Genomic DNA, 26568 nt, shown 5'->3' with positions numbered 1-26568 from the left:
CGCCTCGCTCGGCGTGGCTGCCGCCCCGGCCGCCGGGTCGAAGAAGCCCAAGCGCAAGGCGGTCAAGAAGGGCGGCTCCGCCGCCTCCGGCGACGTCCTGGCCTCCCCGATGCAGGGCACCATCGTCAAGGTCGCCGTCTCCGAGGGCGACACCGTGGCCGAAGGCGACCTCGTCGTCGTCCTCGAAGCCATGAAGATGGAACAGCCCCTCAACGCCCACCGCGCCGGGATCGTGAAGAACCTGAACGCGGACATCGGCGCCTCCGTCAGCTCCGGCGCCGTCGTCTGCGAGATCAAGGACTGACCCCGCACCGCTCTCCACTCATCGGCAGGCCCCACCCCGACCACGAGAATTCAAGCAGCGGGGGAGGGGCCTGCCGATGTTTCTTGAGGCGATCAGTCCTTCAGCGTCCGCTCCAAAAAGCCCAGCACCGTGTCCGCGTACACATCCGGCTGGCTCTTGATGCCCTGGAGATGCTCGGTGTCCGGCAGAGTGTGCACCTCGGCCAGCGGATAGCGCTCGCCCAGCGCCCGCACGCCCTCGGCCGGGATCATCGTGTCGCGCTCACCGGCCAGGAAGAGCATCGGCGTGCGCTCGTACGCCCCCTCCGCCGCCGGCGGCCACTGCACCCGCAGCATCGCCAGGGCCGACGACGCGGCCACCGTCTCCAGGGCCTTCCGGGACGGCCCGGTGCGCAGCGGTCCTGGGATCGGCAGCCCGTCGGCCGCGACGAAGTTGCGGAACAACGGGGAGAGTTCGAGGGCCGGGCCGCTGTCGCAGATCACCGCGTCGACCGGGCAGTCCGCCGCCCGTCCCAGCAGGTAGAAGGAGGGGAAGGCGGAGATGGAGAAGCCGAAGACGGCGAAGCGCGCCTCCGCGTACTCCTCCGTCGCGCGCAGATGCTTGATGACCGCCACCACGTCATCGGTGTGGCGGTCGCTCATCCCCCAGCACGCCGGGTCCGAGACGCTCTTGCCGTGGTTGCGGTGGTCGAACAGGGCGACCGTGTAGCCCGCCCGGTTCAGCATCGCCGCCTGTGCCAGGCTCGCCGACTTGCTCAGCCCCAGCCCGTGCCCGAGCACCACCACCCGCGACATATCGCCCGGGCAGAGCCACACATGCAGCCCGCGCGGCTTCCCGTTCAGCGGCACCTGGACGTCGGTGCTGGTCAGGCCCAGGTCCTCGGGCTTCTTGTGATGCGGCCGCCGGGGCGGGTGGTAGATGAAGTACGAGAGGAAGGCGCCGTAGAACGGAGCCACCGGGAGAGTCGCCGCGGAGGCCGCCTTCGTCAGGAATCCCGTCGCCATGTCGCAAACCCCCATTACAGATTGTGCCCGGTCGTGCGCGATCGTAGTGGTGTCGCCCGGTGACCGGGGCGGCCGGGATCGGAACGTGTCCGAAGTCACCGGGCGTTCCCGTACGGCAACGTCGCGTCGTGGCACGGGCGTTGCCGGTGCGACGGGCGGGTACGGTCGTCGGTGGACGGACGCCGGACGGCGGACACGGATGAACTCCAACGGAGGTAACGGAACAGTGCCGCTCATACGCCCTGCCGACGACCCTCCGGTCTCCGACGGCTGGGGACCCCTCGCCGCCCCGCCCCGCCCCGAGGACCGCCCCGGTCCCGGCGAGGTCGCCGTATGGCTGCTGCGGATCCCGCCGTCGGCCGCCGCTGCCGCCGCGGTCGCGGACCGGCTGCTGGACGCGCGCGAGCGCGAGCGCGCCGCGGGGATGCGGCACGAGACGGCGCGCGAGCGCTACGTCACCTCGCACGTGGGGCTGCGGACGCTGCTCGGCGGATACCTGGGGACGGACCCGGCGGACGTCGAGTTCATCCGCGAGACCTGCGGCATGCCGGACTGCGACAAGCCGCACGGCCGCCCCGCCGTCGCCGGTGACGGCACGTTGGCCTTCTCGCTCTCCCACGCCGGGGACGCCGCGCTGTGCGCCGTGTCGGGCGGCGCGCCCGTCGGCGCCGACATCGAGGAGCGCAGCCCCCGGCGCACCGGCGCCCGGCTCGACGGCCTGATCGGCCAGCTGCATCCCGGCGAGCGCGCGGCGATCGCGGCGCTGCCGGACGAGGAGCGGCGGGAGCGGGCGTTCATGAGCTGCTGGGTGCGCAAGGAGGCGTATCTGAAGGGGATCGGGACCGGGCTGCCGGGCGGTCTCCGCACCCACTACGTCGGCCTCGCGGAGGAACTGGGCGCCCCGGTCCCTGACGACGCGTCCACCCCGCCGGGCTGGGCCCTCGCCGACCTGCCCGCCCCGCCCGGCTACCACGCCGCCGTCGCCGTCCGCGCCGACACCGCCCCGGTCGTGACCCTCACCGGTCTACGGCTGGGGTGACGGCCGGAGTACCGTCGGCATATGGCGCATCGTGACGAGGTGGAACTCTCCGCAGGCACCATCGAGTACGAGGACACCGGGGGTGAGGGGCCGGTCGCCGTCCTGCTGCACGGCGTCGCCATGGACGGCTCGCTGTGGCGCGAAGTGGTCGCCGGGCTCCGCCCCGGCATCCGCTGCGTCGTCCCCACCCTGCCGCTGGGCGGTCACCGCCGCCCCATGCGCCCCGACGCCGATCTGTCCGTCCTCGGGGTGGCCCGGCTGGTCGCCGAATTCCTGGAGCGGCTGGACCTCACGGACGTCACCCTCGTCATGAACGACTGGGGCGGCGCCCAGGCCCTCGTCGCCGACGGCCGCGACGAGCGGATCGGGCGGCTGGTCATCACCTCGTGCGAGGCGTTCGAGAACTTCCCGCCGGGCCTGCCGGGCAGGAACCTGCACACCTCCGCCCGCCTCCCGGGCGGTCTGCGCACCGCCTTCACGCTGCTCAAGCTGCGCCCCATGCGGCGGCTGCCGATGACCTGGGGCTGGATGACCAAACGCCCGGTGCCGCCGGAGGTCATGGACGCCTGGTTCCGGCCGCTGTGGACCTCCCCGGACATCCGCCGCGACCTGCGGAAGTACGTGCTCGGCGTGCCGCCGGCCGCGGAGCTGCTGCGCTGGGCCGAGCGGCTGCGCGCCTTCGACCGGCCCGCGCTGGTGGCGTGGGCGTCCGAGGACCGCGTGATGCCCCCGGAACACGGCCTCCGGCTGGCGGCGCTGCTGCCGCAGGGCCGCCATGTGGAGATCCCCGACAGCTACACCCTGATCCCGCTGGACCAGCCCCACCGGCTGGCCGCGCTGACGCGCGCCTTCATGCTGGACGACGCCCTCTAGGCCAGCCCGTGGCGCCGTAGAAACGCGTCGACCAGCCGGTCGGTGAACTCCTCGTCTACGGGCTCGCCGGTCACCAGCACCCGGTAGTGGACGGGGCCCATGAGCTGGTCGAGCTCGGCAGCGAGATCCAGGCCGGACGGCAACTCGCCCCGCTCCACGGCGCGTTCCAGCGCGACGCGGTCGCGGCGGCGCTGCCCGTCCAAGTACCGGGCCCGGAACTCCCGGCCGAACTCCGGATCGTGCTGGGCCTGGGCGATCAGGGCCCGGAACACGGCGCCGGCGTCGGAGGCGCTGAGGAACCAGGCCAGCTGGCGCAGATAGCCGCGCAGGTCGACGGCGAGATCGCCGGAGTCCTGCTGGGTGACGTCCTCGGCCACGTCCTGGAGGAAGGCGTCCATGAGGACGTCGGTCTTGGTGCTCCACCAGCGGTAGATGGTCTGCTTGGCCACCCCCGCCCGGGTGGCGATGCCCTCCATCGTGACGCCCGCGAAGCCCTTCTCCACCAACAGGTCATCCGACGCCAGCAGCACCGCCTGCCGGGCCTCCTCGCTGCGCCCGTGCCGGTTGCCGTGGTGGCGCGGCGCCGATCGTCCGGTGTTGCCCGCCTCGGCGGTGTGTGTCGCGCGTGCCATCTCGCCTCCCCGGAACAGCATATCCATCGCCTTCCTAGACAAGACTCAACGTCGCGTCTACTCTAGCCGTCATGACACACACCCTTGCCGACCCCCGGGTCGAGACCGCCCTCAGCCGGATGTTCGCGCTGGCCGAGCAGGACGACGCCACCGCCGCGCGCCTCGGCGGGCTGGCGCCGGAGTCGACGCCCCACCGGGAGCTGGCCGACATCGCGGCCGGGATCTACATGCCGATATCCGCCGAGGGAGGGAAGCTGCTCTACAACCTGGTCCGCGCCATCCGCCCGGCCACCGTGGTCGAGTTCGGCATGTCCTTCGGGATCTCCACGCTCCATCTGGCCGCCGGCGTGCGGGACAACGGCACCGGGCGCGTCATCACCACCGAGATGAGCAAGGAGAAGATCGCCGCGGCCCACCGCACCTTCGCCGAGACCGGGCTCGACGACCTGATCACCGTCCTCGAAGGGGACGCCCAGGAGACCCTCGCCGACGTCGAAGGCCCGCTGGAGCTGGTCCTTCTCGACGGCTGGAAGGACCTCTGCCTGCCCGTGCTGCGGCAGCTCGAACCCCGCCTGCGGCCCGGCGCCCTCGTCGTGGCCGACGACGTCGACCAAGGCGAAGGCATGCTGCGGCCGTACCTCGACTACGTACGCGACCCCGCGAACGGCTACCGATGCGTGACGTTCCCCATCGAGGACGGCATGGAGATCAGCTGCCGCCTGTGAACCCCGGCCGCCGCTTCCGCTGACCGGCCGCGTTGTCGGACCGGCGGCGTACCGTCGTCGGTATGTGCAGATCCATCAAGACGCTCCGCCCGCCGTATGCCGAATCGGTCACCGAGGAGGACATGCGCGCGGCCGCGCTGCAGTACGTACGCAAGATCAGCGGCTTCCGCCGGCCCGCCCCGCACAACGCCGAGGCCTTCGACAAGGCGGTCGAGACGATCGCCGCAGCCACCGGGGAGCTGCTGGGCACGCTGGAGGTAAGGGGCGGCCGCACAAGCTGAATGGCCCGGGTGCCGTCACCCGGGCCATTCAGCTTGATCACTTGTGTGCCCCTGACGTCAGGGCTCAGCTGACGTGAACCTGGCGGCGCCGAGAGAGGCGTCCTTCACGGAGTGAATACAGTGATCATGGGCAAGAGCGGCAGCCGTATCCGTGGCAAGGTTTGAGAGCCGGGCGGGCACCTGCGACTCTCGTTCAATTGCGCATAGCACCCTGCGAAGGATGCTCCGGTTCCTTCCGGAGCTAACGATATGCAGTAGGGATGCGATGGACCCTAGTTCTGACTCCGCTTCACGCCAAGCCTTTTGACGAGGGCCGGGCGGCTTCTCAGGGCGCCGTAAGCGTGTGACGCGCGGCCGTGGCTGCCGGAGCCTCAGCGGACGTAGTTCTTCAGGAGCTCCGTGTCCAGCGTGATGCCCACCGGGTCGGGAAGGACTACCTGCTCGCCGAAGGGTGCCCGGTGGATGTCGAGGTAGCAGCCGCTCTTCGGGGCGGGGTTGGTGTGGACGATGACCGCACAGGCGTCACGGTCCACAAGCAGGTACACGGGGATGCCTGCGGTCGCGTAGGCAGTCGGCTTTTCCCGGCGGTCGCGGCTGTCGGTGTCCCGGTCGTACGACGTGACCTCCACGGTCATCAGCACCCCGTCGGGGTCGGCCCACTCGCCCTGCCCCGCGAAGTGCGCGACAGGTGCCAGCGAGCCGTCCGGGCGGGCCCGTCCCTTGTGGTACTCCCCGACCTTCAGCCCCTGAGACGTGTGCAGGTCGAATTCTGGGCGACTCTGCATGCATTGCCTGAGCAGCCACATGATGATCGTCTCGTGATCCCCGTCGGCCACGCACTTCTCCTCGATCCGCCCGTTGATGAACTCCAACGTGACGGTTTCGGGCGCGGTAGAGGCAATCTCCTCGAACTCCTCCACCAGCATGTGGGACGTGCGCTCGGTCATAACCGTCATGTTGCACCTCTTTCCTGGAGGAAGCCAGTGTTCCTGGGCGCGCGCGGCGGGGGCACAGTCTGTGGCAGATCACTCCCAGGAGTGACGGTTGGACGTCAGGCGGTGACGCGCGCGGAATGCGGGCGAGGCGGGAGCGAGCGTGTCTGCTGAAATGCGACTGGGGCTTCTCGATGAATCGAGAAGCCCCAGTCACTGCCATGTGCGCCGCCAGGGACTCGAACCCCGGACCCGCTGATTAAGAGTCAGCTGCTCTAACCAACTGAGCTAGCGGCGCCTGCTGACGACGTAAATACTACCTGGTCCGGGAGGGTGCTTTTGACCAACATGGGCGATCAAGATCAGATGGTCAGCGAGAGCAGCATCGGCGCCGCCTCACGATTGAGCAGGTAGGCGGCCTGCCGCAGCCGGTGGGCGCGCTCCAGGGGGAGGGACAGCGCCAGGCAGCCGACCGTATGCCCTGCCGTGACGGGGACGGCCGCGCAGACCGTGCCCACGGCGTACTCCTGGAGATCGAGCACGGGAACGGTGGGCGGCTGGCTGTCCAGCTTGCGGAAGAGCACCTTCTCGCTGGTCGTCGTCCGTGAGGTGAGCCGCACCGTCTTGTGGCGGGAGAGATGATCGCGGCGGCCGTCGTGGTCGAGCTGGGTGAGCAGGCACTTTCCGACCGCCATCGCATGTGCGGCGGAGCGGAAGTCCACCCACTCGTTGACCTTGGGCGTATGCGGGCTGTCCGCATACTGCGTGATCTTGACTTCGCCGTCCACGTAGCGACTGAAGTAGACCGCCGCGCCCACCGAGTCACGGAGCGCGCCGAGCGACTTCTGCAGCTTGTCCTCGACGTGGCGCCCGCGCCCCGGGGCCCCGGTGTCCAGCAGGGTGAGGGACGCGCCGCCGATGTACGCCCCGTCGGCGATCTGCTCGACGTACCCCTCGCGGCGCAGCATCCGCAGCAGCTCGGTGAGCCGGTCGCTCGGCAGCCGGGTCTCGCGGGCTATTCCGGCGTGGCTCACCCCGCCGGAATGCCGGGCGACGACCTCCAGGACGCGCAGGGCGTGCCGCACCGAGCGAAGCGGTGCGATCGGCTCGGGCCCCAGCACCACGGCGTCCCCTCTCGCAGGTGGTGACCGCTTGCGTCATCGCCGTCGCTGCGGGTCACGGTCGTGGGGTAGCCCGCACGGCGCCCGCAGGAGGCGGTTTCGTACCACGATAGCCGCCAAGGGGGCGATATGGAGCGGAAGTTGAGCGATGGCATGTGCCACCGTCAAACCGCCCACATCGCCCCCTTGCGCACGGGCCCACCGTGCTACAGCACGGCGCTCAGGAACTCCCGGGTCCGCTCGTGCTCCGGCTCCGAGAAGATCTTCTCCGGCGGCCCGGACTCGATGACCCGGCCCGCGTCGAACATCAGCACGTCGTCGGAGATGTCCCGCGCGAAGTTCATCTCGTGCGTCACGCACAGCATGGTGATGTCCGTCGTGTGCGCGATGTCCCGCAGGACGTCCAGCACGCCGGCCACCAGCTCCGGGTCGAGCGCCGAGGTCACCTCGTCCAGCAGCATCACCTGCGGCCGCATCGCCAGCGCGCGGGCGATCGCCACCCGCTGCTGCTGCCCGCCGGACAGCTGCGTCGGGTACATGTCGCGCTTGTCGCCGAGGCCGACGAGGTCGAGCAGCTCTCGCGCCCGCGTCTCGGCCTCGTCCTTGTCCAGGCCCAGGACGTGCACCGGGGCCTCGGTGATGTTCCGCAGCACCCGCATGTTGGGGAAGAGGTTGAACTGCTGGAAGACCATGCCGATCTTCTTGCGCACCTCACGGGTGTGCTTCTCGCCCGCCGGGACCAGCTTGCCGCCCCGGTCCTCGTGGGTGAGGTAGTCCCCGTCGACCTTGATCGTGCCCACATCGGGCTTGAGCAGCGTCATCAGCAGCCGCAGGATCGTGGTCTTGCCGGAGCCGGACGGGCCGATCAAGGTGACGTGCTTCCCGGAGGAGACCGAGAAGTCGAGGTCGTCCAGGACCGTATTGCTGCCGAAGCGCTTGGTCACCTTGTCGAAGCGGATCAGTTCACTGCCGTCCACGGCAGGATTCGTGTGGTCGGTTTCAGTGGCCAAGACGACGCTCCAGGGCTCGCATGAGAAGAGATGCCGGATAGGCGATGAGGATGAAGGCGATGCCGACCATCGTGAACGGCTCGATGTAGTGGAAGGACGACGAGGCCTCGCCCCGCGCCTTCTGCAGCATGTCGACGACGCCGATCAGCGCGAGCATCGGGGAGTCCTTCAGCATCGCGATCACGTAGTTGCCGAGGGCCGGCACCACGCGGCGGATCGCCTGCGGAAGGATCACCGCCAGCCAGGTACGCCTGCGGGGGAGGCTGAGCGCGGTGGCCGCCTCCCACTGGCCGACCGGCACGCCGTCGATACCGGCCCGGTAGACCTCGGCGGTGTACGTCGAGTAGTGCAGCCCGAGCGCGATCACACCGGTGGTGAGCGCCGAGAACTTGATGTCCCAGGTGGGCAGCACGTAGAAGAAGAAGAACAGCTGCACCAGCAGCGGGGTGTTGCGGATGAATTCCGTCACCGCCGACACCGGCCAGCGGACGAAGCGGCTCGGCGAGCGGAACGCCATCGCCCACACCAGCCCCAGCGCGAACGCCAGGATCGAGCCGAGGGCGGTGGCCTCCAGTGTGATCAGCAGCCCGTGGCCCAGCTGCGGGAGGAAATCCCTGGCCACGTCCCAGTTCCACTTCACTGGGCACCTCCTCCGACGACGATGTTGCGCGACTGCTCGGTCTCCTGCTTGCCCAGCAGCTTGCGCGTGACCAGCGAGCCCTTGGCCGGAGCCTGGCCGATATTCGCCTTGGCGCGCCGCTCCAGCAGCCGCATCAGCCGGGTCAGGACGAAGGCCAGCACGAAGTAGAGGACCAGGATGATCGAGTAGATCTGCGCACTCTCACCCGTCGCCAGCCGGGAGAGCTGGGCGGCGAAGGTGATGTCGGCGACGTTCACGGCCGAGACCAGGGCCGTCGCCTTCAGGATCTCGATCAGGAGGTTGTTGAACGGCGGGATCATCTCGGGGATCGCCTGCGGCAGGATCACCCGCCGCATCCGCTGCGCCGGGGTGAAGCTGAGCGCGATGGCCGCCTCGCCCTGCGCGGGCGCCACGGAGGCGATCGCGCCGCGGACGATCTCGGAGCCGTACGCCCCGTAGTTCAGCCCGATGGCCAGCACCGCCGCCCACATCGGGAACAGCTGCCAGCCGAAGGCCAGCGGCATCACGAAGGCCAGCCAGAACATCAGCACCAGGGCCGACGTACCGCGGAAGATCTCCACGTAAGCGCCGGTGAGGAAGCGGACGAGCCGCAGCCGGGAGGAGCGCGCCATGCCGATGCCGAAGGCGACGACGAGGGCGAAGAGCGCGCTGAACAGGGTCAGCTGGACCGTGATCCAGACGCCCGGAAGAAGCCAGTGTTCCCACAGCCCGGCCGTCATTTGCACAGCTCCTCTGCGGTCAGATCGGTCATCTCGCCCTCGGTGAAACCGAAGGGCCGCACGATGCGCAGCAGCTCACCGCTCTTCTTCATCTTGTGCAGCTCGACATTGAAGGCGTCACGGAGCTTGGTCTCCTCCGGACGGAAGGCGAAGCCGCCCGCCCCGATGTCCGGTTTGCCGTCGAGCATCGCCTGGAACGGCTCCGTGGCCTCGGCCCGTTTGCTGTTCCGCTGCTTGACCACGTTGTGCACGGTCACGGTCGTGCCCGCGAACACATCGGCCCGGCCCTGCTCCACCGCCAGCAGACCGGCCAGCTGGTCGGGGAGGATCAGCATGTCGCTCTCCTTGACCCCGGCGTTCTTGGCGTAGTCGATCTCGGCGTAAGCGGTGCCGGTGGCCATTTTGGCCTTCTGCTTGACGATGTCCTCGTAATTGTGAAGATTCTTGGGGTTGCCCTTGCGGACGATGAACGCGTCCCGCATGCGGTAGTCGGGGTCGGAAAAGATCACCTGGGCGCAGCGCTCGGGATTGATGTACATCCCCGCGGAGACCACGTCGAACTGCTGCGAACGGAGTCCCGGAATCAGGGAGCCGAACTCGGTCGGCACCGGCTGGACCTTGTCCACCCCCAGCCGCTTGAAGATGACCTTCGCGATCTCCGGTGCCTCACCGGTGAAATCGCCGTTTTTGTCGATATAGCCGAATGGGATCTCCCCCGCAATTCCCAGCCGGACCGTGCCCTGCGCCCGCAGGCGCTCCAGCAGATTGCCCCCGTCCTTGGCATTCGTGCTGGACACCCGGCTACAGCCGACCGCGCCCAGCAGACCAAGAGCCGCGCCGCCGACCAGAAGCGATCGACGAGTTGCCCCTTTTGCTCTGGTATCGATGTCTTTCCCACGTGGTGGAGCCATGGGCGCGCGGCTACCCGAACCCAGGAAAAATATGCAGGTCGTTTCCAGCCCTTGATACAGACGTTGCTGGGTATGCCCCCTGGGGAAGGACTGGTAAGCACTGGTTCCTAAGTGACCTGGAGGAATGTCGATGGTTGACCGAGCCGACCGGTTCATCGAGGTCTCGCTCGAGAAGCGTGGGGTGACCTGCACCGCGAAACTCCTCGACGACCGCGCGCCCATCACCTGCGAGGCGGTCTGGAACGCGCTGCCGCTGGGGGGCGACGTATATCACGCCAAGTACGCGCGGAACGAGATCTACACGCTGCTGGCACCCTTCGCCCCCGAGGAGCCACCGCTGGAGAACCCCACGATCACCCCCATCCCCGGGGACCTGTGCTACTTCACCTTCTCCGACACCCAGCTCGGCACGAAGTCCTACGGCTACGAGGCCCAGGCCAAGCACCAGGGCAAGCGCCAAGTGGTCGACCTCGCGCTGTTCTACGAGCGGAACAACCTGCTCATCAACGGCGACGCGGGCTGGGTCCCGGGCATCGTCTGGGGTTCGGTGGTCGACGGCCTCGACCGCATGGCCGACGCCTGCCAAGACCTCTGGCGCGCAGGCGCCCTGGGCGAAACCCTGAGCTTCCGCCGAGCCTGATCCCCCCCAGCCGGGCCCGGGGCTCGCGCCCCGGGCCCCGGGCCCCGCATCGTCACACCACCGGCGCCGGCACGCCCTCCGCGACCCCGGCCCCGTACAACGCATGCGCCACCCGCAACACCACCGCATCCGCATGCCGCGCCCCCACCAACTGCACCCCGATCGGCAAACCCGAGGCCGTCATCCCGCACGGCACGGACGCCGCCGGCTGCTGCGTCATGTTGAAGGGGTACGTGAACGGCGTCCACCCCGTCCACCGCGTGTGCCCCGACCCCTCGGGAACCTCCACCCCCGCCTCGAAGGCGGTGATCGGCACGGTCGGCGTGACCAGCAGGTCGTACGCGGAGTGGAAGCGCCCCATCGCATGCCCGAGGGCCATCCGTACGTCCACCGCCGCCAGATAGTCCAGCGCGCTGTACGCGGCCCCCTGGGCGCAGACCTCCCGCAGCCCCGGGTCGAGCAGCTCCCACTGTTCCTGGCCGAGCGGCTGCACCACCCGCGCCGCGCCGCTGAACCACAGCGTGTGGAAGGCCTCCACGGGGTCCTCGAACCCCGGATCGATCTCTTCCACGACCGCGCCGAGACCGGCCAGCAGATCCACGGCCCGCCGCACGGCAGCCGCCACCTCGGGGTCGACGTCGACCGCGCCGCCGAACGACGGGCTGTAGGCGACCCGCAGCCCGTCGACCGAGCCGCCGCCCGCGGAGATCGCCTCCCGGAAACTTCCCCCGAAGGGGGCGAGCTGCGACCAGTCGCGCCAGTCCGCCCCGGTGATGACGTCCATGACGAGCGCGGCATCGGCCGCGTCCCGGGTCATGGGCCCCACATGGGCGAGGGTCCCGAAGGCGCTGGCCGGGTATATCGGAACCCTCCCGTAGGTGGGTTTGAGCGCGAAGACGCCGCAGAAGGACGCGGGGATGCGGACCGATCCGCCGCCGTCCGTCCCGAGGGCGAGCGGACCGGCGCCCAGCGCGACCGCGGCCGCACCGCCGCCGCTGGAGCCCCCCGCGGTGCGCCCGGGGTCGTACGGATTGCCCGTCACCCCGTACACGGGGCTGTCCGTGACACCTTTCCAGCCGAATTCCGGGGTGGTCGTCTTGCCGAGAAACACCGCACCGTGGTCCCGCATCCGGGCCACCGCGGGCGCGTCCTCGTCCCACGGCCCGTCCGTCCGTGCCGTGCGCGACCCGCGCAGCGTGGGGCCGCCGCGCATCAGCAGGATGTCCTTCACCGAGACCGGAACGCCGTCCAGGAGCCCGACCGGTTCGCCGCGCCGCCACCGTTCGGCGGATTCCTCCGCCTGGCGCAGCGCTTCCTCGTGATCCACCCGGCAGTAGGCGTTGACCCTCGGCTGGATCTGCTCGATCCGGTCGAGGGCGGCTCGTGTGGCCTCGACGGGGGAGAGATCGCCGGAGCCGTACCGCTCGAGGAGTTGAACCGCTGTCAGGTCGTGCAGGTCGGTCATCCAGGTCTCCGTTCAGATCGTGCAGATCATCAAGGCCGTGCGATCAGTCCACCGGTACGTAGCCGAGGCGTTTGTCGACGATGTTGAGCAGGGGCTCGCCGGCGCTCCAGCGGTCGTAGTTGTCCTGGAACTGTTCGGCGAGATGGTCGCGCCAGCCGACCGTGTCGCCGCTCATATGGGGCGAGACGAAGAGCCCGGGCACGTCCCACAGGGGGTCGTCGGGGGCCAGCGGCTCGTTCTCGAAGACGTCCAGCGAGGCGCCCGCGATGTGCCGTCCGAGGAGGGCCGCCTTGAGGTCGTCCTCGATGACGAGGGGGCCGCGCCCGACGTTGATGAAGCGGGCGGTGGGCTTCATGCGGGCGAAGGCGGTCCGGTCGAACATGCCGCGCGTGGCGTCGGTGAGCGGGGCGGCGGAGATCACCCAGTCGGCCTGCGCGAGCAGCTCGGGCAGCTCGTCGTTGCCGCGTACGCCCGGGCGCGCCGTGCGTCCCACCAGGTCGACCTCGATGCCGAGCGCGGACAGGGTGGTGCCGATGGCCCGGCCGATGGGCCCGGCGCCGACGACGGCCGCGCGCGTCCCGGCCAGCCGCATCGTCTCGCGGTGCTGCCAGCGCCGCTGCCGCTGCAGCTCCCAACTGCCCAGGAAGTCCTTGCCCATGGCGATGACCAGGCCGGCGACGTACTCGGCGATGGGCTGCTCGAAGACGCCGCGCGCGTTGGTCAGCACGGTGTCGGAGGCGGTCAGTTCGGGGCTCAGCAGCCGGTCCACCCCGGCGCTGGCGGTGTGGACCCAAGCCGGCCGGGGGCCGTCGCCGGGCCAGGCGTCGCGTACCGCGTCGGAGGTGAAATTCCAGACCAGGAGGACATCCGCGGAAGGCAGGGCGTCGGGCAGGGTCTTTTCGTCGCACACCACGACCTGGGCCCGGCCGGCCAGCCGGTCCAGCCGGACCGGGGGCTGATCGCCGAAGACGAGAACAGTGCTTTCGGACATAGGCGGGAAACCGTTTCGAAACGTGGGTGGGTTTTGCTGACAACGGTTGGGGCAGGCGCCAAGGTTTGCGGGGATTGACCACGCTAGGCAGCGGAAACTACCGTCGTCAACAACGGCATCTGTCCCGACGTCCCGGCATCAGGCCGGTGCTCTCTCTTATATCTCTGGCCAATGGTCCAGCCCTCCCTTTCTGTATTGGGGCTCGATATATGGACGTCTCCTTTCTGGGTGGCCCGCAGCCGCAGCGTGGCGTGGGCGTCGTCGCACCGTTCGACTTCGCGCTTGATCGCGAACTGTGGCGCTGGGTGCCGGACGAGGTCTCCCTGCACCTCACCCGGACCCCCTTCGTCCCGGTCGAGGTCAGTCTCGACCTGGCACGGCTCGTGAGCGAGCACGAAACCCTTCAGGACGCGGTGCGGGCGCTGAGCGCGGTCGCACCGGAAGTGGCGGCTTACGCCTGCACGTCGGGCAGCTTCGTCGGCGGCGTGGCCGGTGAGCGCGCGATGTGCGCGGCGATGACGCAGGCGGGCGAGCTTCCGTCGCTCACCACCTCGGGCGCCCTGCTGGAGGCGCTGCGGGAGATCGGCGCCCGGCGGGTCGCGGTGGTGACCCCGTACACCCGGTCCGTGACCGACTCGCTGGAGGAGTACCTCGGCGAGGCCGGTATCACGGTGACGGGCCGGGCCTATCTCGGACTGACCCGGCACATCTGGAAGGTGCCCTACCGCGACGTGGTCGACATGGCGCGGGAGGCGGTGGTCGGGTCGCCCGACGCGCTCTTCATCAGCTGCACCAACTTGCCGACGTACGACGTGATTCCGCAGCTGGAGGCGGAGTTGCGGATGCCCGTGCTGTCGGCCAATCAGGTGACGATCTGGGCGGCGCTGAAGGAGGTCGGTGCCCAGGCCGTCGGCCCGTACCAGGCGCTGCTGGACCCGGCCGCGCGGCGGGGCCCGGCGGGGATGGCGGCGTCGTCGGCGCCGGTGGCCGACCCGATGGCCTCGATGGCCCCGCTGTCGGATCCGGTGGCGGACGCCGAGCCGGGGCCGGAGGCGGCGCTGGCCGGGGCCGCGTCGCCGGGGCCGGACGCCGATCCGGCGGACGGGCTCGACCCGGGGTTCGGGCCCGGGGTCGGCGAGGGCCCGTTCCTCGACGACTCGGGAGGCCCGTCTGCGAGGTGAGGGAACCCGCCGGGTGGCTGCGGTGTATCAAAAGTGACAGTGCAGGGGCGGCGCTCACGGGGGCCGCAGGTAAGGAGGCAGTCATGACGGAGGCGACGCACGCGACGCCGGACACGGTGGGTTTTCTCTACCCGGGCTATTCCGCCGAGGACGACTATCCGCGCCTGGAAGGGCTGCTCGGCGCCAGTGTGCGGCTCCCGCTCGTCCACACCGACATCGGTGAGGACGCGCACCGGGTGGACGCCCTGCTGGAAATGGGGTCCGGGGCCCGTCTCGCGGCCGGGGTCGCCGAGCTGAAGGAGCGCGGCGCCCAGGCGGTGATCTGGGCCTGTACCAGCGCGAGCTTCGTCTTCGGCTGGGAGGGCGCCCGGGAGCAGGTGCGCGAGCTGGAGGAGACGGCCGGGCTGCCCGCCTCCAGCACCTCCTTCGCCTTCGCCCACGCGGTGCAGGCGCTGGGCGTCGAGAAGCTGGCCATCGCCGCGACCTATCCGGAGGATGTCGCGGAGTATTTCAGGACGTTTCTGAAATCGGCGGGCGCGGAGGTCGTCTCCACCCAGGGCAGCGGCATCATCACCGCCGCCGAGGTCGGCACCTGGGGGAAGGACGAGGTGCTGAGGATGGCCCGCCATGGTGACCATCCCGACGCCCAGGCGGTGCTGCTGCCGGACACCGCCCTGCACACCGCCGCCTGGCTGCCCGACCTGGAGGCGGACTTGGGCAAGCCGGTGCTCACGGCGAACCAGGTCACGGTCTGGGAGGGGCTGCGGCTGCTGGGCCGCAGGCCGGTCCATGACCGGCTGGGCACGCTGTTCGCCGCGAGCGACTGAGAGAGGAGCAGGCGGCGGAAAAAGGGAGGCAGGCGGTGACGGATCGGTGAACCGGGCGGGAATTCCCTCTCTCCGGACATCCCCGGCAGGGTTCCGCTTCCAGGAATCTGCTTAGCATGCAGCCGTGCGCCGTCTTCCTCCCTCCTTCCCCGGGTCGCAACGCCCGCTGCTGATCACCGGTGCGGTGACGGTGGTCGCGGCGGTGGCCGCGGCCACGCTGGCCACCGGCGGAGGGGCGTCGGACGGCCGGGCGCCGGGGGCCTCCGCCACCGCGGCCGACGGGCTGCGGCACACCACGGTCGAGGTGTCGGAGGGCGGCTGCGGCAAGGGCTGGGCCCATCCTCACCGCGGTAAGCAGGTCTTCGACCTGACGAACACCTCCAGCAGGGCGGCCGAGGTCTATCTGACCAACCCGGCGAACGGCTCGGTCTACGGGGAGGTCGAGGGGCTGGGGCCGGGCACCACCCGCCCGCTGCGGGTCATCCTCGGCGGAGGCTCCTATGCCTTCCGCTGCCTGCCCGACGACACGGACGCGGTCACCGGACCCACGGTGACCGTGGCCGGACCGGCGCGCGGCGGCGGTCCGGCCGCCGTTCCGGTCACCCAGCAGGACCTGATCCCGCCGACCATCGCCTACCAGAGTTACGTCCAGGACCGCATGGGCGAGCTGGTCCGCCGCACCGACGCACTGCGCTCGGCCATCCGCCAGGACGATCCGGCCGCCGCCCGCGCGGCCTGGCTGCCGGCCCATCTGGTGTACGAGCGGATGGGCGCCGCCTACGGCACCTTCGGCGACGCGGACGGGGCGATCAACGGCACCACGGCGGGGCTGTCCGGCGGTGTCCACGATCCGGGCTTCACCGGCTTCCACCGCATCGAGTACGGGCTCTGGCACGACGCGTCCGCGAGCAGTCTGCGCGGTGCCGCCGACCAGCTCGACAAGGACGTCCGCGCGCTGCGGGAGCGCTGGCCGCAGCAGCGAATGGATCCCGCGGACCTGGGCCTGCGGGCGCACGAGATCATGGAGAACACCGTGCAGTTCGAGCTGACCGGCCGCACCGACTACGGCAGCGGCACCAACCTGGCCACCGCGCGGGCCAACCTCGACGGCACCCGGGCCGTGCTGGACCGGCTGCGCCCGCTGCTGACGTCCCGGGATCCCGGGCTGCCGGAGATCGACTCCTGGCTGGCCCGCACCCGCAAGGCCCTGGACGCCGCCCACCGGGGGGACCGCTGGATCCCGGTGGACCGGCTCGATCGCGGGCACCGGGAGAAGATCAACGCGGCGGCGGGCGCCCTGGTGGAGCGGCTGGCCGATGTGGCGGCACTGACGGATGTGCGGAGGACAGGGTGAGCGAGGTGCGGCGGCGGGGCTTTCTGTGGAGCGCCGCGGCGGGCACGGTCGGCGCGGTGGCGGGTGCCTCGGCCGCCCCGGCCGCCGTGCGGGCGGGTGACGCGGGGACGGACGGTCCGGGTAGTACGGGAGGGGCGCCCGCGCGGGTTCCGTTTCACGGCGGGCATCAGGCCGGGATTCTCACCCCGCCGCAGCGTGCCACCGCGTTCATCGCCTTCGACGCCACCGCCGAGGGGCGTGCCGAGCTGACCGAGCTGTTCCGTACCCTCACCGCGCGCTGCCGCTTCCTCACCGCCGGCGGCACCCCGGATCCGGTGGGGATCACCGCGCCGCCGGTCGACTCCGGCACCCTGGGGCCGCTGGTCACCGCCGACCGGCTGACGGCGACGGTCGGCGTGGGGGCCTCGCTCTTCGACGGGCGCTATGGGCTGAAGGACCACAAGCCCCGGCGACTGCGCGCCATGCCGTCCTTCCCCGACGACGACCTCGACCCCGCCTGGTGCCATGGCGATCTGAGCCTCCAGCTCTGCGCGGAGAACACGGACACGGTGCTGCACGCGCTGCGCGACATAGCCCGGCACACCCGGGGTGCGCTCCAGGTGCGCTGGCGCATGGACGGCTTCATCAGCCCGCCCCGCCCCTCCGGCACCCCGCGCAACCACATGGGCTTCAAGGACGGCACCGCCAACCCTGACGCCGGGGACGCCCGGCTGATGGACCGTCTGGTGTGGGCGGGCGGGCGCTCCGGGGAGCCGGGCTGGGCGACGGGCGGCAGCTATCAGGTGGTCCGGCTGATCCGGATGCTGGTGGAGTTCTGGGACCGGGTGTCGATCACCGAGCAGGAGCGGATGTTCGGCCGCAGCCGGGAGTCCGGCGCACCGCTGGACGGGCGGCACGAGTTCGACACCCCGCGCTTCGCCCAGGACCCCAAGGGCGACATCATCCCGCTGGACAGCCACATCAGGATGGCCAATCCCCGCACGGCGCGCACCGACGACCAGCGCATCCTGCGCCGTGCCTACAACTACGACCGGGGCATGGACGGCAACGGGAATCTGGACATGGGCCTGCTGTTCTGCTGCTATCAGCAGGATCCGACCCGGCAGTTCGAGGCCGTGCAAAAGCGTCTCGCGGGCGAGCCGCTGGTCGACTACATCAGCCCGTTCGGCGGCGGCTATTTCTTCGCGCTGCCGGGTGTGCGGGACCAAGCGGATTGGCTGGGCCGGGCCTTGCTCTCCTGAGCATCCGGTGCTGTCCCGCCCCACCCCCTGGTCAAGAATGCCTCAAGAATTCCTTGTGTTTTCCTGACCCTCTATTCATTCACCCTCCTCCGTGGATTCCATCGGGATGTCCGGCCCGCGGCCGAGGATCACGGCGCAGGCGTGAAAACGGATACGTGTGGAGGCATGGCATGGGCGGTAGAGGACGAGCGAAGCGCTGGAGTGCCCTGGCCGGCGCCGCGGTGCTGGCGACCGCGGGCGGGGTGGCACCCGCATGGGCCGCGCCCGCCGAGGAGGTGGCGCAGCGGACCGCGACGCCCGTGAAGCATGTGGTGGTGATCTTCGACGAGAACGTCTCGTTCGACCACTACTTCGGCACCTATCCCCAGGCCGCCAACACCGACGGCACGAAGTTCACGCCCGCCAAGGGCACCCCGAAGAACATCGACACCCTCGCCCACGCGGGCCTGCTGGAGAAGAACCCCAATCTCTACAAGCCCAAGCGGCTCGCGCCCTCGCAGGCCATGACCTGCGACCAGAACCATTCCTACGGCGCCGAGCAGTACGCGGCCGATGGCGGCAAGGCCGATAAGTTCGTGGAGAACACCGAGGTCAGCAAGTGCTCCGGGCTGTTCGGCGAGCCCGGTCTGGTGATGGACTACTACGACGGGAACACGGTCACCGGGCTGTGGAACTACGCCCAGCACTATGCGCTGAGCGACCGTTCCTTCAGCTCGGGCTACGGTCCGTCCAGCCCGGGCGCCGTCGAGCTGGTCTCCGGTCAGACCCACGGCATCATCTCCACCGACCCGAAGTCCTCCACCGAGGACCCGAAGCAGACCGACAAGCCGGATCCGGCCACCGTGGCCTCGCCCGACGCCCAGGGTGTGGGCACGATGATCAACGACCCGGACCCGGCCTTCGACGACTGCTCGGACAAGGACCACACCAGCAGCAGCGCCCTCGGGCAGCTCAAGGGCAAGAACATCGGCGACCTGCTCAACGCCAAGGACGTGAGCTGGGGCTGGTTCCAGGGCGGCTTCCGGCCCAGCACCCCCTGGGACGGCACGCAGGGCAGCTACGCCAAGTGCGCGGGCTCCACGCACACCAACGTCGGCGGCGCGTCCTCGGTGGACTACAGCCCGCACCACGCGCCGTTCCAGTACTACAAGTCCACGGCCAATCCCCATCACCTGCCGCCCAAGAGTGTGTCGGAGATCGGCCACAGCGGTCAGGCCAACCACAACTACGACCTGACCGACTTCGACGCCGCCCTCAAGACCGGCCATCTGCCCGCGGTCAGCTTCCTGAAGGCCGCCGAGTACCAGGACGGCCACGCGGGCTACTCGGACCCGGTCGACGAGCAGCACTTCCTCGTCAAGCAGATCAACGCGATCCAGCAGTCCCCGCAGTGGAAGGACACCGCGGTCGTCGTCGCCTACGACGACAGCGACGGCTGGTACGACCACGCGTACGCCAAGCCCGCCAACGGCTCCCGCGACACCACGACCGGCTCGAACGGCAAGGCGACCGACAGCCCCGCCTGCCAGTCCGCCCCTCGGCCCGCGGGCGGCTACCAGGACCGCTGCGGCCCCGGCCCGCGCCAGCCGCTGCTGGTGATCTCCCCGTACAGCACGTCCAACAAGGTCGACCACACCCCCACCGAGCAGACGTCGATCACCCGCTTCATCGAGGACAACTGGCACACGGGCCGGATCGGTGACGCCTCCTTCGACGCCCGGGCCAACTCGCTGTCCGGCATGTTCGACTTCCGCCACCCGAACAACACCCAGGTGCTGCTGAAGCAGGACGGTTCGGTGGACTCGGTGCACCGGTCCGGGCATTACACGACCAGCGCCCTGGCCGCCAGTGCCCCGATCGCCGACGCCCTCACCCCGCACCGCCTCGCCGCGGCCGACGGGAGCGCGGGCGCGGGCGGCTCGGCCACCCTGCCGATCGGCATCACCGCCGGTGCGCTCGTGTTCGGCAGCGCGGCCACCGTCCTGGTGCTGCGCCGCCGCCGTACCGCCTGACGCCGCCCGGCCCCCGGGACCCCATGGGACACACGAAACCCAGGGGTCCCGGGGCCGGGAATAAAGCGGAGCCTTCATCCGGTTGACTCTGCCCGGTGGACGAACGTGCACCGCAGTGCGACCAGGGAGGCGGGCCACCGTGGCCGATGAGCGGGACCGGCGGGACGAAGAGCGGGACGAAGAGCGCGACACCATCCGGGCCAGGGCCCGGGGGAGCGCACCCGTACCGCTGTCGGTGCTGGACCTGGCGACCGTCGGCAGCGGGCTGACCGCCACCCGGGCGCTGCGCACCACCACCGAGCTGGCCGGGCTCGCCGAGCGCCGCGGCTTCCACCGCTTCTGGGTGGCCGAGCACCACTCCATGCCGGGCGTCGCCAGTTCCTCCCCGGCCGTCATCCTCGCCCATCTGGCCGCGCACACCGAGCGCATCCGGCTCGGCTCGGGCGGGGTGATGCTGCCCAACCACGCCCCGCTCGTCATCGCCGAGCAGTTCGGCACGGTGGAGGCGCTCGCTCCCGGCCGGGTGGACCTCGGCCTCGGCCGCGCCCCCGGCACGGACGGCGCGACGGCGGCGGCGCTGCGCCGCACCGACCGGCTGCGCGAGGGCGCCGACGAGTTCCCGCAACAGCTCGCCGAGCTGATCCGGTTCCTGGACGACGACTTCCCCGACGGCCACCGGTACGCCCGTATCCACGCGGTGCCCGGGCCCGTCCAGGGGACGGTCCCCGGCGGGGTGCAGTCCGCCGGCCGGCCCTCGGTGTGGCTGCTGGGGTCCAGCGGGTTCAGCGCCCGGCTCGCGGGGCAGCTGGGCCTGCCGTTCTCCTTCGCGCACCACTTCTCCTCGGCCCACACGATCCCCGCGCTCGACCTCTACCGCGAGTCGTTCCGGCCGTCCGCGGTGCTGGACCGGCCGTACGCGTCGATCGGCGTCTCGGCGTTCGCGGCCGAGGACGCGAAGGAGGCCCACCGGCAGGTGCTCACCGGCGCCCTCTCCATGCTCCGGCTGCGCACCGGGCGCCCGGGTCTGGTGCCGTCGCCGGAGGAGGCCGAGGCACACGAATTCAGCGAGATCGAGCGCGACTTCGTGAACAGCTGGCTGGCCAACGTGGTGTACGGGACGCCGGACGAGGTCCGCGAGGGGCTGGACGACCTGGTCAAGCGCACCGGGACGGACGAACTCAAGATCACGACGACGGCGCACGGACCGGAGGCCAAGCTCCGTTCGTACGGCTTGATCGCGGACGCGTACGGCCTGCCGGACGCGCCCGCGTAAGCGCCCCCCAGCTCCTAGCCGACGGCCGGGCAGGCGGGGAGCATGGGAGGGATGCGGTCCGGCGGGACCGGGCGGGAGTAGAACCAGCCCTGGCCCGTGTCGCAGCCGATCCGCCCCAGCCGCTCCGCCTGCTCCGCGCTCTCCACGCACTCCGCCACCACCGTGAGCCCCAGCCGGTGCGCCAGCTCCACCAGCGCCCGGACGATCGTCTCGTCCGCCGGATTGGGGTGTTCCTCGGCCCGGAAGCCCTGGACGAAGGAGCCGTCCAGCTTGAGCGTGGAGACCGGCAGTCGGCTCAGATAGGCGAGGTTGGAGTAGCCGGTGCCGAAGTCGTCGATCGCGATGGCCACCCCCATGTCGCTCAGCTGCTGGAGCGCCTGGAGCGGACGGCCCGCCGAGCCCATGACCGCCGACTCGGTCAGCTCCAGCTGGAGCAGCCGCGGCGGCAGCCCCGTCTCGGCGAGGATCGTGCCCACGTCGGAGACCAGGTCGGAGTCCCACACCTGGCGCACGGCGACATTCACGCTGACCACCAGGGGATGCCGCGGATGGGCCTGCTGCCAGGCACGGGCCTGACGGCACGCGGTACGCAGCACCCAGCGCCCCAGCGGCACGATCGCGCCGTTCTCCTCGGCCAGCGGGACGAACCGATTCGGCGAGAGCCGGCCGAACTGCGGATGGTCCCAGCGCACCAGCGCCTCCACGCCCCGTACGACCCCGTCGACCAGGCCGACCAGCGGCTGGTAGTCCAGCACGAACTCCTCCCGCTCGACCGCCGGTCGCAGCGTGCTGGACAGCGCCTGACGCGTCATGCGGTGGGCGTTGCGCTCGGGGTCGAAGAGGGTCCAGCGCGCCTTGCCGTCCTCCTTGGCCCAGTAGAGCGTGGTGTCCGCGGCCTGCATGAGCCAGGTGGTGTGGGTGCCCGCCGCGGGCCGCTCCACGACGCCGATGCTCGCCGACACCGACAGCCGCTGCCCGCCCACGTCGAACGGCCGCTGGAGCGCGGCCAGCACGGAGCGGGCCAGCTCGCACACCTGCTCGGTGCCGCTGGACTCCCGCACCAGCAGGGCGAACTCGTCACCGCCGAGCCGTGCCACCAGATGGTCGCCGGGCGCCGCGCATTCGGTGAGCCGCTGGGCCACCGCGCGCAGCAGCCGGTCGCCGACCCGGTGGCCCAGGGTGTCGTTGATCGCCTTGAAGCCGTCCAGGTCGAGGTAGCACAGCCCGATCCGGCCGGTGCCCGCGCGGTCGTACGCCCCTGCCTCCAGCGCGGCGGCCAGCCGCTCGAAGAACAGGTTCCGGTTGGGCAGCCGGGTCACCGGGTCGTGCATCTGCAGATGGCGCAGCCTGCCCTGGAGGTCCCGGCGCTCGCTGATGTCGGCCATCGACAGCAGCAGACTGCAGCTGTCCGGGGCCGGTTCGACGGTGATCTCGGCCCACAGCGCATGGCCGTCGGAGTGATGCAGCCGACGGGTGCACGTCATCCGTTCGCGGCGGCCGAGCAGCACATCGCGGTAGTCGCTCCAGGCGCGCGCGTCCTCCTGTAACTCCGCCAGCTCGGCGGCGCCGCGGGCGGCCAGCTGGGCGGGGTCGGCGCCCAGCAGGGTGCCCAGCGCGGAGTTGGCGTCGAGGACCCTGCCCTCGCGGTCGATGACCGCCATGGCGAGCCGCGCCGCGTTGAAGGCGGCGCGGTAGTCGACGGGCACGGCGCCCGGGGGAGTGCCTGGGGGAGCTCCCGGTGGCGTGCCGGGGGCGCACGGTGGTGTGCCCGGTTGCGCGCCCGTGGCGGCTGCCGGAGCGGGGGGTGCACCGGCGCCCGCTCCGCTGGGGGGAGCGCTGGGGGGTGTATTACGCTCAGTGATCGTCGGCAGCGTCGCGCCGGGCGCGCGGCCCTGCCAGTCGGGGGTTCCGCTCACCGCTCGCTCCCGCGTGGCGTTTGTCTTGTCCAGGTATGTCATCTGTGTCGTACACGTCTCGTGCATCTCTCACACCGGGTGCCGGGCGGGCGGCAAGGGCCCGCCTGAATAGGTAATCCCCGCTGGAAATGTGCCGATCATAGAGGCTCGTACTCCGCGCGTTCCATCGACGCCATCGCGATCACCGCCGCCTTGACAAGGTGTTTGGTCGTATCTGTTCGACTCTGGCGCGGGCGCACCGCCCGCTTGACCGGATGTGACCGTCTGTTACGTACCCGGATCCCGGCCGGTTCACTCGACCGGTCCAGCCGAACAGGGCGCACCGCGCCAATCCGACCCAGGGTGGAGTGGGTGTTCCCACTTCGCCCGGGAGGTCGGCATGGCGCGTCCTCAAGCGGCCGCGGGGGCGTCGCGGCCGACCCGGTTGCGCCGGGCCCAGGCCGTGCTGACCTCGCTGAGCGCCGTGGTCGCCACCACCGTGGTGGCGGGCCCCGCCACGGCCGCGGGCGCGGGCGGCCCCTGCGCCCTGGAGCGCACCGGCGCCCACCACTCCGAGGGTCTTGACACCTGGAACGCCGACTACCCCCGCCCGGTCCGCTCGCTCCGCGCGGCCATGATCTTCCTGTCCTTCCCGGACGCCGCCCCCAAGGTCACCCCCGACCGGCTGGCCGCCGACCACACCCCCACGACCGGCGACTTCTTCCAGCGCGCCTCCTACGGACGCTTCTCGCTGCGCGTCCACCCGCTGCGGAAGTGGATCGCCATGCCGAAGGCGTCCACCGCGTACGCCATACAGCGCGACTGGAACTCCGCGCGCCGCGCCGCGTATCTGCGCGACGCCATCCGCGCCGCCGATCCGCACGTGAACTTCGGCCGTTACGACATCGTCTACCTCGTCGCCGATCCCGATGCCCCCGGCGTCGACGCCGACGCGACGAAAGTGGTCAACTTCGAGCGCCCGCTGCACGCCGACGGTAAGGATCTGCGCCGCCTGGTGACCGTCTTCGAGCACCATCCGCCCGATCGCAACGTCCTCGCCCATGAGACCGGGCACGTCTTCGACCTGCCCGACCTCTACCACCGCCCCAGCACCGCCGACAACAGCGGCGACTGGGACACCTACGTCGGCGACTGGGACCTGATGGGCAGCCAGTTCGGGCTCTCCCCCGACCCCTTCGGCTGGCACAAGTGGAAACTCGGCTGGCTCACCGGCCGGCAGGTGGCCTGCGCCCGGGACCTCGGCCCGAAGATGTACACCCTCCAGCCCCTCAGCGCCCCCATGGAGGGCCGCCCCCCCGGCGCCGACACCCGCACCCGGCTGGTGGTGGTCCGCACCGGCCCCACCACGGCCCTGGCCATCGAGGCGCGCGGCGCGCTGGGCAACGACGCGGGCACCTGCACCGAAGGCGTCCTGGTCTACCGGGTGCGCAACGACGCCGCCTCCGGCGAGGGCCCGGTCCGGGTGCTGGACGGCCACCCCGCCACCTCCGCCTGCTGGAACGAGTCCGTCTACCCGGAGCTGGCCGACGCCCCGCTCGGCGTCGGCGACTCCCTCCTGGCCAAGGAGGAGGCGGTCCGCGTGACCGTCACCGGCCGCGCCGCCGGAGGCTCCTGGGCCGTCCGGGTCACCCGCGGCGAGCGCTCCTAGACCGGTTCTCCGGCGGCCGGACCGGTCCTCACCGCGGCGCCGCACCGGCACCCGAACCGTGATCAAGCAGCGTTCGAGGTGGCGCTCCGAGACTGTGGCCTCGTTTTGATCTCCGGCGCCCGGGAGCTGACCATGCCACGACACGCGAATCTGGCCGAGGCACTGAGAGAACGGGCCCGGCACGGCGGCGCCCACACCGTGGCGCTGGCCCACCCGGACGGAACCGGCGGCGAGCGGCGAGTCTCCTACGCCGAACTCGACGCCCGCGCCGGCGCCGTCGCCGCCTGGCTGCGCGGACGGGACGCCGCCGGGCGCAGGGTGCTCGTCGTCATGGACCCCGGCCCGCACATCGCGGCCGCCCTGCTCGGCTGCCTGTACGCGGGCGCCGTCGCCGTCCCCGTGCCCGCGCCCACCGCCTCCCGCACCGCCGCCGAGCGCACCGCGGCGATCGCCCGGGACGCCGCCGTGGGCCTCGTCCTCACCGAGACCGCGCACGCCACCGAGACCTCCCGCCGCCTCTCGCTCGTCGGCCGTGCCGACCTCACCTGCCTGCCCGTCGACCGGCTGCCGCCCCACGGTGCCTCCGATCGGGCCCCCGAAAGGTCCGCCCCGACCGCGCGCACCGATCCGGACAGCCTCGCGCTGCTCGCGTACGACTCCGGGCCCGCCACCGCCCCGCGCGGCGCCCGGCTCACCCACGGCAACCTCCTCGCCGTCATGCACGCCCTGCGGGCCACCCTCGGTACCGGCCCCCGCTCCCGGATCGGCGCCTGGCTGCCCCGCCGCCATGCCCCCGGTCTGATCGGGCAGGTGCTGCACCCGCTGTGGCTGGGCGCCACCGCCGTCCCGCTGCCTGCGCGCCCGTTCCGTACCGACCCGGCCGCCTGGTTACGGGCCATCAGCCGCCACGGCATCACCGAAGCCGTCGCCCCCGACACCCACTACGCCCGCTGCGCCGCGTTGACCGCCGACGAACAGCCCACCGGGCTCGACCTCTCCCGCTGGCGGACCGCGCTCAACGCCGGGGAGCCCGTCTCGCCCGCCACCATGGCCGCCTTCGCCCGCCGCTACGCCTCCGCCGGGCTGCGCCCCGGAACCTTGGTCGCCGGATACGCGCCCGCCGAGGGCGCGCCCCTGCTGATCGCCGAGGGACGCGCCCCGGTGCCCGGCGCGGAGTTCGGCGTCGTCGACCCGCTGACCTGCCGTCGGCTGCCCGAGGGGGCGGCCGGAGAGATCTGGGCGCGCGGCGCCGCCGTCGCCGCGGGCCACTGGGGACGGCCCCTGGACACCCTGCCGCTCTTCGCCGCCCGGACCGCCGACGGACCGGGCGGATACCTGCGCACCGGCGACCTCGGGCACACGGCGGACGGCGGCATCCGCATGACCGGCCGGGTCCACGATGCCCTGCTGGTGGACGGGGTCACCGTGCATCCCCAGGACGTCGAGCGCGAACTGCTTTGCTGCGGGCGGGCCCTGGGGTCGGCCCGGGTGTTCTGCGCCGGGCCCGGCGCCGGGCCGCTGGTCGTCGTGCAGGAGGTCCGTACGGCGAGCGCCGCCCGGACCGGACTGCCCCGGCTCGCCGCCCGGATCCGGGCCCGGGTGGCGGAGGAGTTCGGCGTCACCACCGGCGCGGTGCTGCTCGTCCGCGCCGGTACGGTGCGCCGGGACGGAGCGGTGAAGGTACGCCGCGCCCAGCTGCGCGACTGGTATCTGCGCGGTGAACTGCGCGCCCTGCACGCGGAGTACGCGCCCGGACTCACCGAACCGTGCCGGGGCGGCGCGGCCTGAACGGCGGCCGCGGCGTAATA

The 26568-nt window shown here is 71.2% G+C and carries 25 protein-coding genes and 1 tRNA gene; 14 read left to right on the top strand and 12 right to left on the bottom strand.

Annotated elements, in window-relative coordinates:
• Positions 1-304, top strand: a 304-nt coding sequence (locus ACH4SI_RS27925) for an acetyl-CoA carboxylase biotin carboxyl carrier protein subunit (RefSeq protein ID WP_398300226.1), incomplete at its 5' end; no start/stop codon positions are given.
• 92 nt (positions 305-396) lie between these two features.
• On the opposite strand, the gene ACH4SI_RS27920 is transcribed toward ACH4SI_RS27925, so the two are convergent.
• A complete protein-coding gene (locus ACH4SI_RS27920; protein WP_398300224.1) occupies positions 397-1308 on the bottom strand; it encodes an alpha/beta hydrolase in 912 nt (303 codons plus the stop codon).
• A gap of 226 nt (positions 1309-1534) precedes the next feature.
• On the opposite strand from ACH4SI_RS27920, the gene ACH4SI_RS27915 reads away from it, so the two are divergent.
• Both ACH4SI_RS27915 and ACH4SI_RS27910 read left to right on the top strand, forming a co-directional pair.
• Complete coding sequence (locus ACH4SI_RS27915) at positions 1535-2347, top strand: 4'-phosphopantetheinyl transferase family protein (protein WP_398300222.1); 813 nt, start codon at positions 1535-1537, stop codon at positions 2345-2347.
• A 21-nt stretch (positions 2348-2368) separates the two neighbouring features.
• Positions 2369-3220: an alpha/beta fold hydrolase gene (locus ACH4SI_RS27910; protein WP_398300220.1), complete on the top strand. Its 852-nt coding sequence runs from the start codon at positions 2369-2371 to the stop codon at positions 3218-3220.
• Here ACH4SI_RS27910 and ACH4SI_RS27905 read toward each other — a convergent pair.
• Positions 3217-3852 carry a TetR/AcrR family transcriptional regulator gene (locus ACH4SI_RS27905; RefSeq protein ID WP_398300218.1) on the bottom strand — a complete coding sequence of 212 codons (636 nt, stop codon included), beginning with the start codon at positions 3850-3852 and terminating at the stop codon, positions 3217-3219. The two genes, ACH4SI_RS27910 and ACH4SI_RS27905, sit on opposite strands and share 4 nt — an antisense overlap.
• 71 nt (positions 3853-3923) lie before the next feature.
• Here ACH4SI_RS27905 and ACH4SI_RS27900 point away from each other — a divergent pair, with 71 nt between their 5' ends.
• Positions 3924-4577 carry an O-methyltransferase gene (locus tag ACH4SI_RS27900; RefSeq protein ID WP_398300216.1) on the top strand — a complete coding sequence of 218 codons (654 nt, stop codon included), beginning with the start codon at positions 3924-3926 and terminating at the stop codon, positions 4575-4577.
• 62 nt (positions 4578-4639) lie between these two features.
• Complete coding sequence (locus ACH4SI_RS27895; RefSeq protein ID WP_398300214.1) at positions 4640-4858, top strand: DUF2277 domain-containing protein; 219 nt, start codon at positions 4640-4642, stop codon at positions 4856-4858.
• 371 nt (positions 4859-5229) lie between these two features.
• Here ACH4SI_RS27895 and ACH4SI_RS27890 read toward each other — a convergent pair whose 3' ends face one another.
• The 7 genes from ACH4SI_RS27890 to ehuB form a co-directional block, all read right to left on the bottom strand.
• Positions 5230-5814: a Uma2 family endonuclease gene (locus ACH4SI_RS27890; RefSeq protein ID WP_398300212.1), complete on the bottom strand. Its 585-nt coding sequence runs from the start codon at positions 5812-5814 to the stop codon at positions 5230-5232.
• A gap of 200 nt (positions 5815-6014) precedes the next feature.
• Positions 6015-6088: transfer RNA gene (locus tag ACH4SI_RS27885), tRNA-Lys, on the bottom strand.
• Between the two features lie 64 nt (positions 6089-6152).
• Positions 6153-6914 (bottom strand): IclR family transcriptional regulator C-terminal domain-containing protein, encoded by a 762-nt coding sequence (locus ACH4SI_RS27880; RefSeq protein ID WP_398300210.1) that lies wholly within the window; start codon positions 6912-6914, stop codon positions 6153-6155.
• A 203-nt stretch (positions 6915-7117) separates the two neighbouring features.
• Positions 7118-7888, bottom strand: coding sequence for an ectoine/hydroxyectoine ABC transporter ATP-binding protein EhuA (gene ehuA / locus ACH4SI_RS27875; RefSeq protein WP_398300209.1), 771 nt, complete (start codon positions 7886-7888; stop codon positions 7118-7120).
• Positions 7889-7910: 22 nt separating this feature from the next.
• Positions 7911-8561 (bottom strand): ectoine/hydroxyectoine ABC transporter permease subunit EhuD, encoded by a 651-nt coding sequence (gene ehuD, locus ACH4SI_RS27870; protein WP_398300207.1) that lies wholly within the window; start codon positions 8559-8561, stop codon positions 7911-7913.
• Positions 8558-9301: an ectoine/hydroxyectoine ABC transporter permease subunit EhuC gene (gene ehuC, locus ACH4SI_RS27865; protein WP_398300205.1), complete on the bottom strand. Its 744-nt coding sequence runs from the start codon at positions 9299-9301 to the stop codon at positions 8558-8560. Before ehuC ends, ehuD begins: the two co-directional genes overlap by 4 nt.
• Positions 9298-10212 (bottom strand): ectoine/hydroxyectoine ABC transporter substrate-binding protein EhuB, encoded by a 915-nt coding sequence (gene ehuB / locus ACH4SI_RS27860; protein ID WP_398300275.1) that lies wholly within the window; start codon positions 10210-10212, stop codon positions 9298-9300. Before ehuB ends, ehuC begins: the two co-directional genes overlap by 4 nt.
• A 130-nt stretch (positions 10213-10342) precedes the next feature.
• On the opposite strand from ehuB, the gene ACH4SI_RS27855 reads away from it, so the two are divergent.
• Entirely contained in the window at positions 10343-10852 is a 510-nt protein-coding gene (locus tag ACH4SI_RS27855; RefSeq protein ID WP_398300203.1) for a DUF3830 family protein, read from the top strand.
• A 52-nt stretch (positions 10853-10904) separates the two neighbouring features.
• Here ACH4SI_RS27855 and ACH4SI_RS27850 read toward each other — a convergent pair whose 3' ends face one another.
• Positions 10905-12317, bottom strand: coding sequence for an amidase (locus ACH4SI_RS27850; RefSeq protein ID WP_398300202.1), 1413 nt, complete (start codon positions 12315-12317; stop codon positions 10905-10907).
• Between the two features lie 43 nt (positions 12318-12360).
• Positions 12361-13308: a D-2-hydroxyacid dehydrogenase gene (locus tag ACH4SI_RS27845; RefSeq protein ID WP_398300200.1), complete on the bottom strand. Its 948-nt coding sequence runs from the start codon at positions 13306-13308 to the stop codon at positions 12361-12363.
• Between the two features lie 209 nt (positions 13309-13517).
• Between ACH4SI_RS27845 and ACH4SI_RS27840 the strand changes: the two genes are divergently transcribed.
• The 6 genes from ACH4SI_RS27840 (at position 13518) to ACH4SI_RS27815 (ending at position 21196) form a co-directional block, all read left to right on the top strand.
• The gene (locus ACH4SI_RS27840) at positions 13518-14489 is read left to right on the top strand and encodes a decarboxylase (RefSeq protein ID WP_398300199.1); all 972 of its coding nucleotides are present in this window, start codon (positions 13518-13520) and stop codon (positions 14487-14489) included.
• Positions 14490-14572: 83 nt separating this feature from the next.
• Positions 14573-15316 carry a decarboxylase gene (locus ACH4SI_RS27835; protein ID WP_398300198.1) on the top strand — a complete coding sequence of 248 codons (744 nt, stop codon included), beginning with the start codon at positions 14573-14575 and terminating at the stop codon, positions 15314-15316.
• Between the two features lie 124 nt (positions 15317-15440).
• Positions 15441-16670 (top strand): EfeM/EfeO family lipoprotein, encoded by a 1230-nt coding sequence (locus ACH4SI_RS27830; RefSeq protein WP_398300197.1) that lies wholly within the window; start codon positions 15441-15443, stop codon positions 16668-16670.
• A complete protein-coding gene (gene efeB, locus ACH4SI_RS27825; protein WP_398300196.1) occupies positions 16667-17911 on the top strand; it encodes an iron uptake transporter deferrochelatase/peroxidase subunit in 1245 nt (414 codons plus the stop codon). The genes ACH4SI_RS27830 and efeB overlap by 4 nt, the downstream gene beginning before the upstream one ends.
• Positions 17912-18081: 170 nt before the next feature.
• Positions 18082-19923 (top strand): phospholipase C, encoded by a 1842-nt coding sequence (locus ACH4SI_RS27820; protein ID WP_398300195.1) that lies wholly within the window; start codon positions 18082-18084, stop codon positions 19921-19923.
• A gap of 139 nt (positions 19924-20062) precedes the next feature.
• On the top strand, positions 20063-21196 hold the full coding sequence (locus tag ACH4SI_RS27815) for an LLM class flavin-dependent oxidoreductase (protein ID WP_398300194.1): 1134 nt from the start codon (positions 20063-20065) through the stop codon (positions 21194-21196).
• Between the two features lie 14 nt (positions 21197-21210).
• Here the strand turns inward: ACH4SI_RS27815 and ACH4SI_RS27810 are convergent, their stop codons facing one another.
• A complete protein-coding gene (locus tag ACH4SI_RS27810; RefSeq protein ID WP_398300273.1) occupies positions 21211-22857 on the bottom strand; it encodes a putative bifunctional diguanylate cyclase/phosphodiesterase in 1647 nt (548 codons plus the stop codon).
• Positions 22858-23491: 634 nt separating this feature from the next.
• On the opposite strand from ACH4SI_RS27810, the gene ACH4SI_RS27805 reads away from it, so the two are divergent.
• Together ACH4SI_RS27805 and ACH4SI_RS27800 are read left to right on the top strand one after the other, a co-directional pair.
• Complete coding sequence (locus ACH4SI_RS27805) at positions 23492-24760, top strand: M6 family metalloprotease domain-containing protein (protein WP_398300192.1); 1269 nt, start codon at positions 23492-23494, stop codon at positions 24758-24760.
• 132 nt (positions 24761-24892) lie between these two features.
• Entirely contained in the window at positions 24893-26548 is a 1656-nt protein-coding gene (locus tag ACH4SI_RS27800) for an AMP-binding protein (RefSeq protein WP_398300190.1), read from the top strand.
• The last annotated feature ends 20 nt before the right edge of the window (positions 26549-26568 follow it).

Source organism: Streptomyces sp. NPDC021212, assembly GCF_044332925.1.
In the GTDB taxonomy this organism is placed as follows: Bacteria; Actinomycetota; Actinomycetes; order Streptomycetales; family Streptomycetaceae; genus Streptomyces.
The sequence above is the reverse complement of the archived record's forward strand: the minus strand, read 5'-3'. Positions and strand labels throughout refer to the sequence as shown.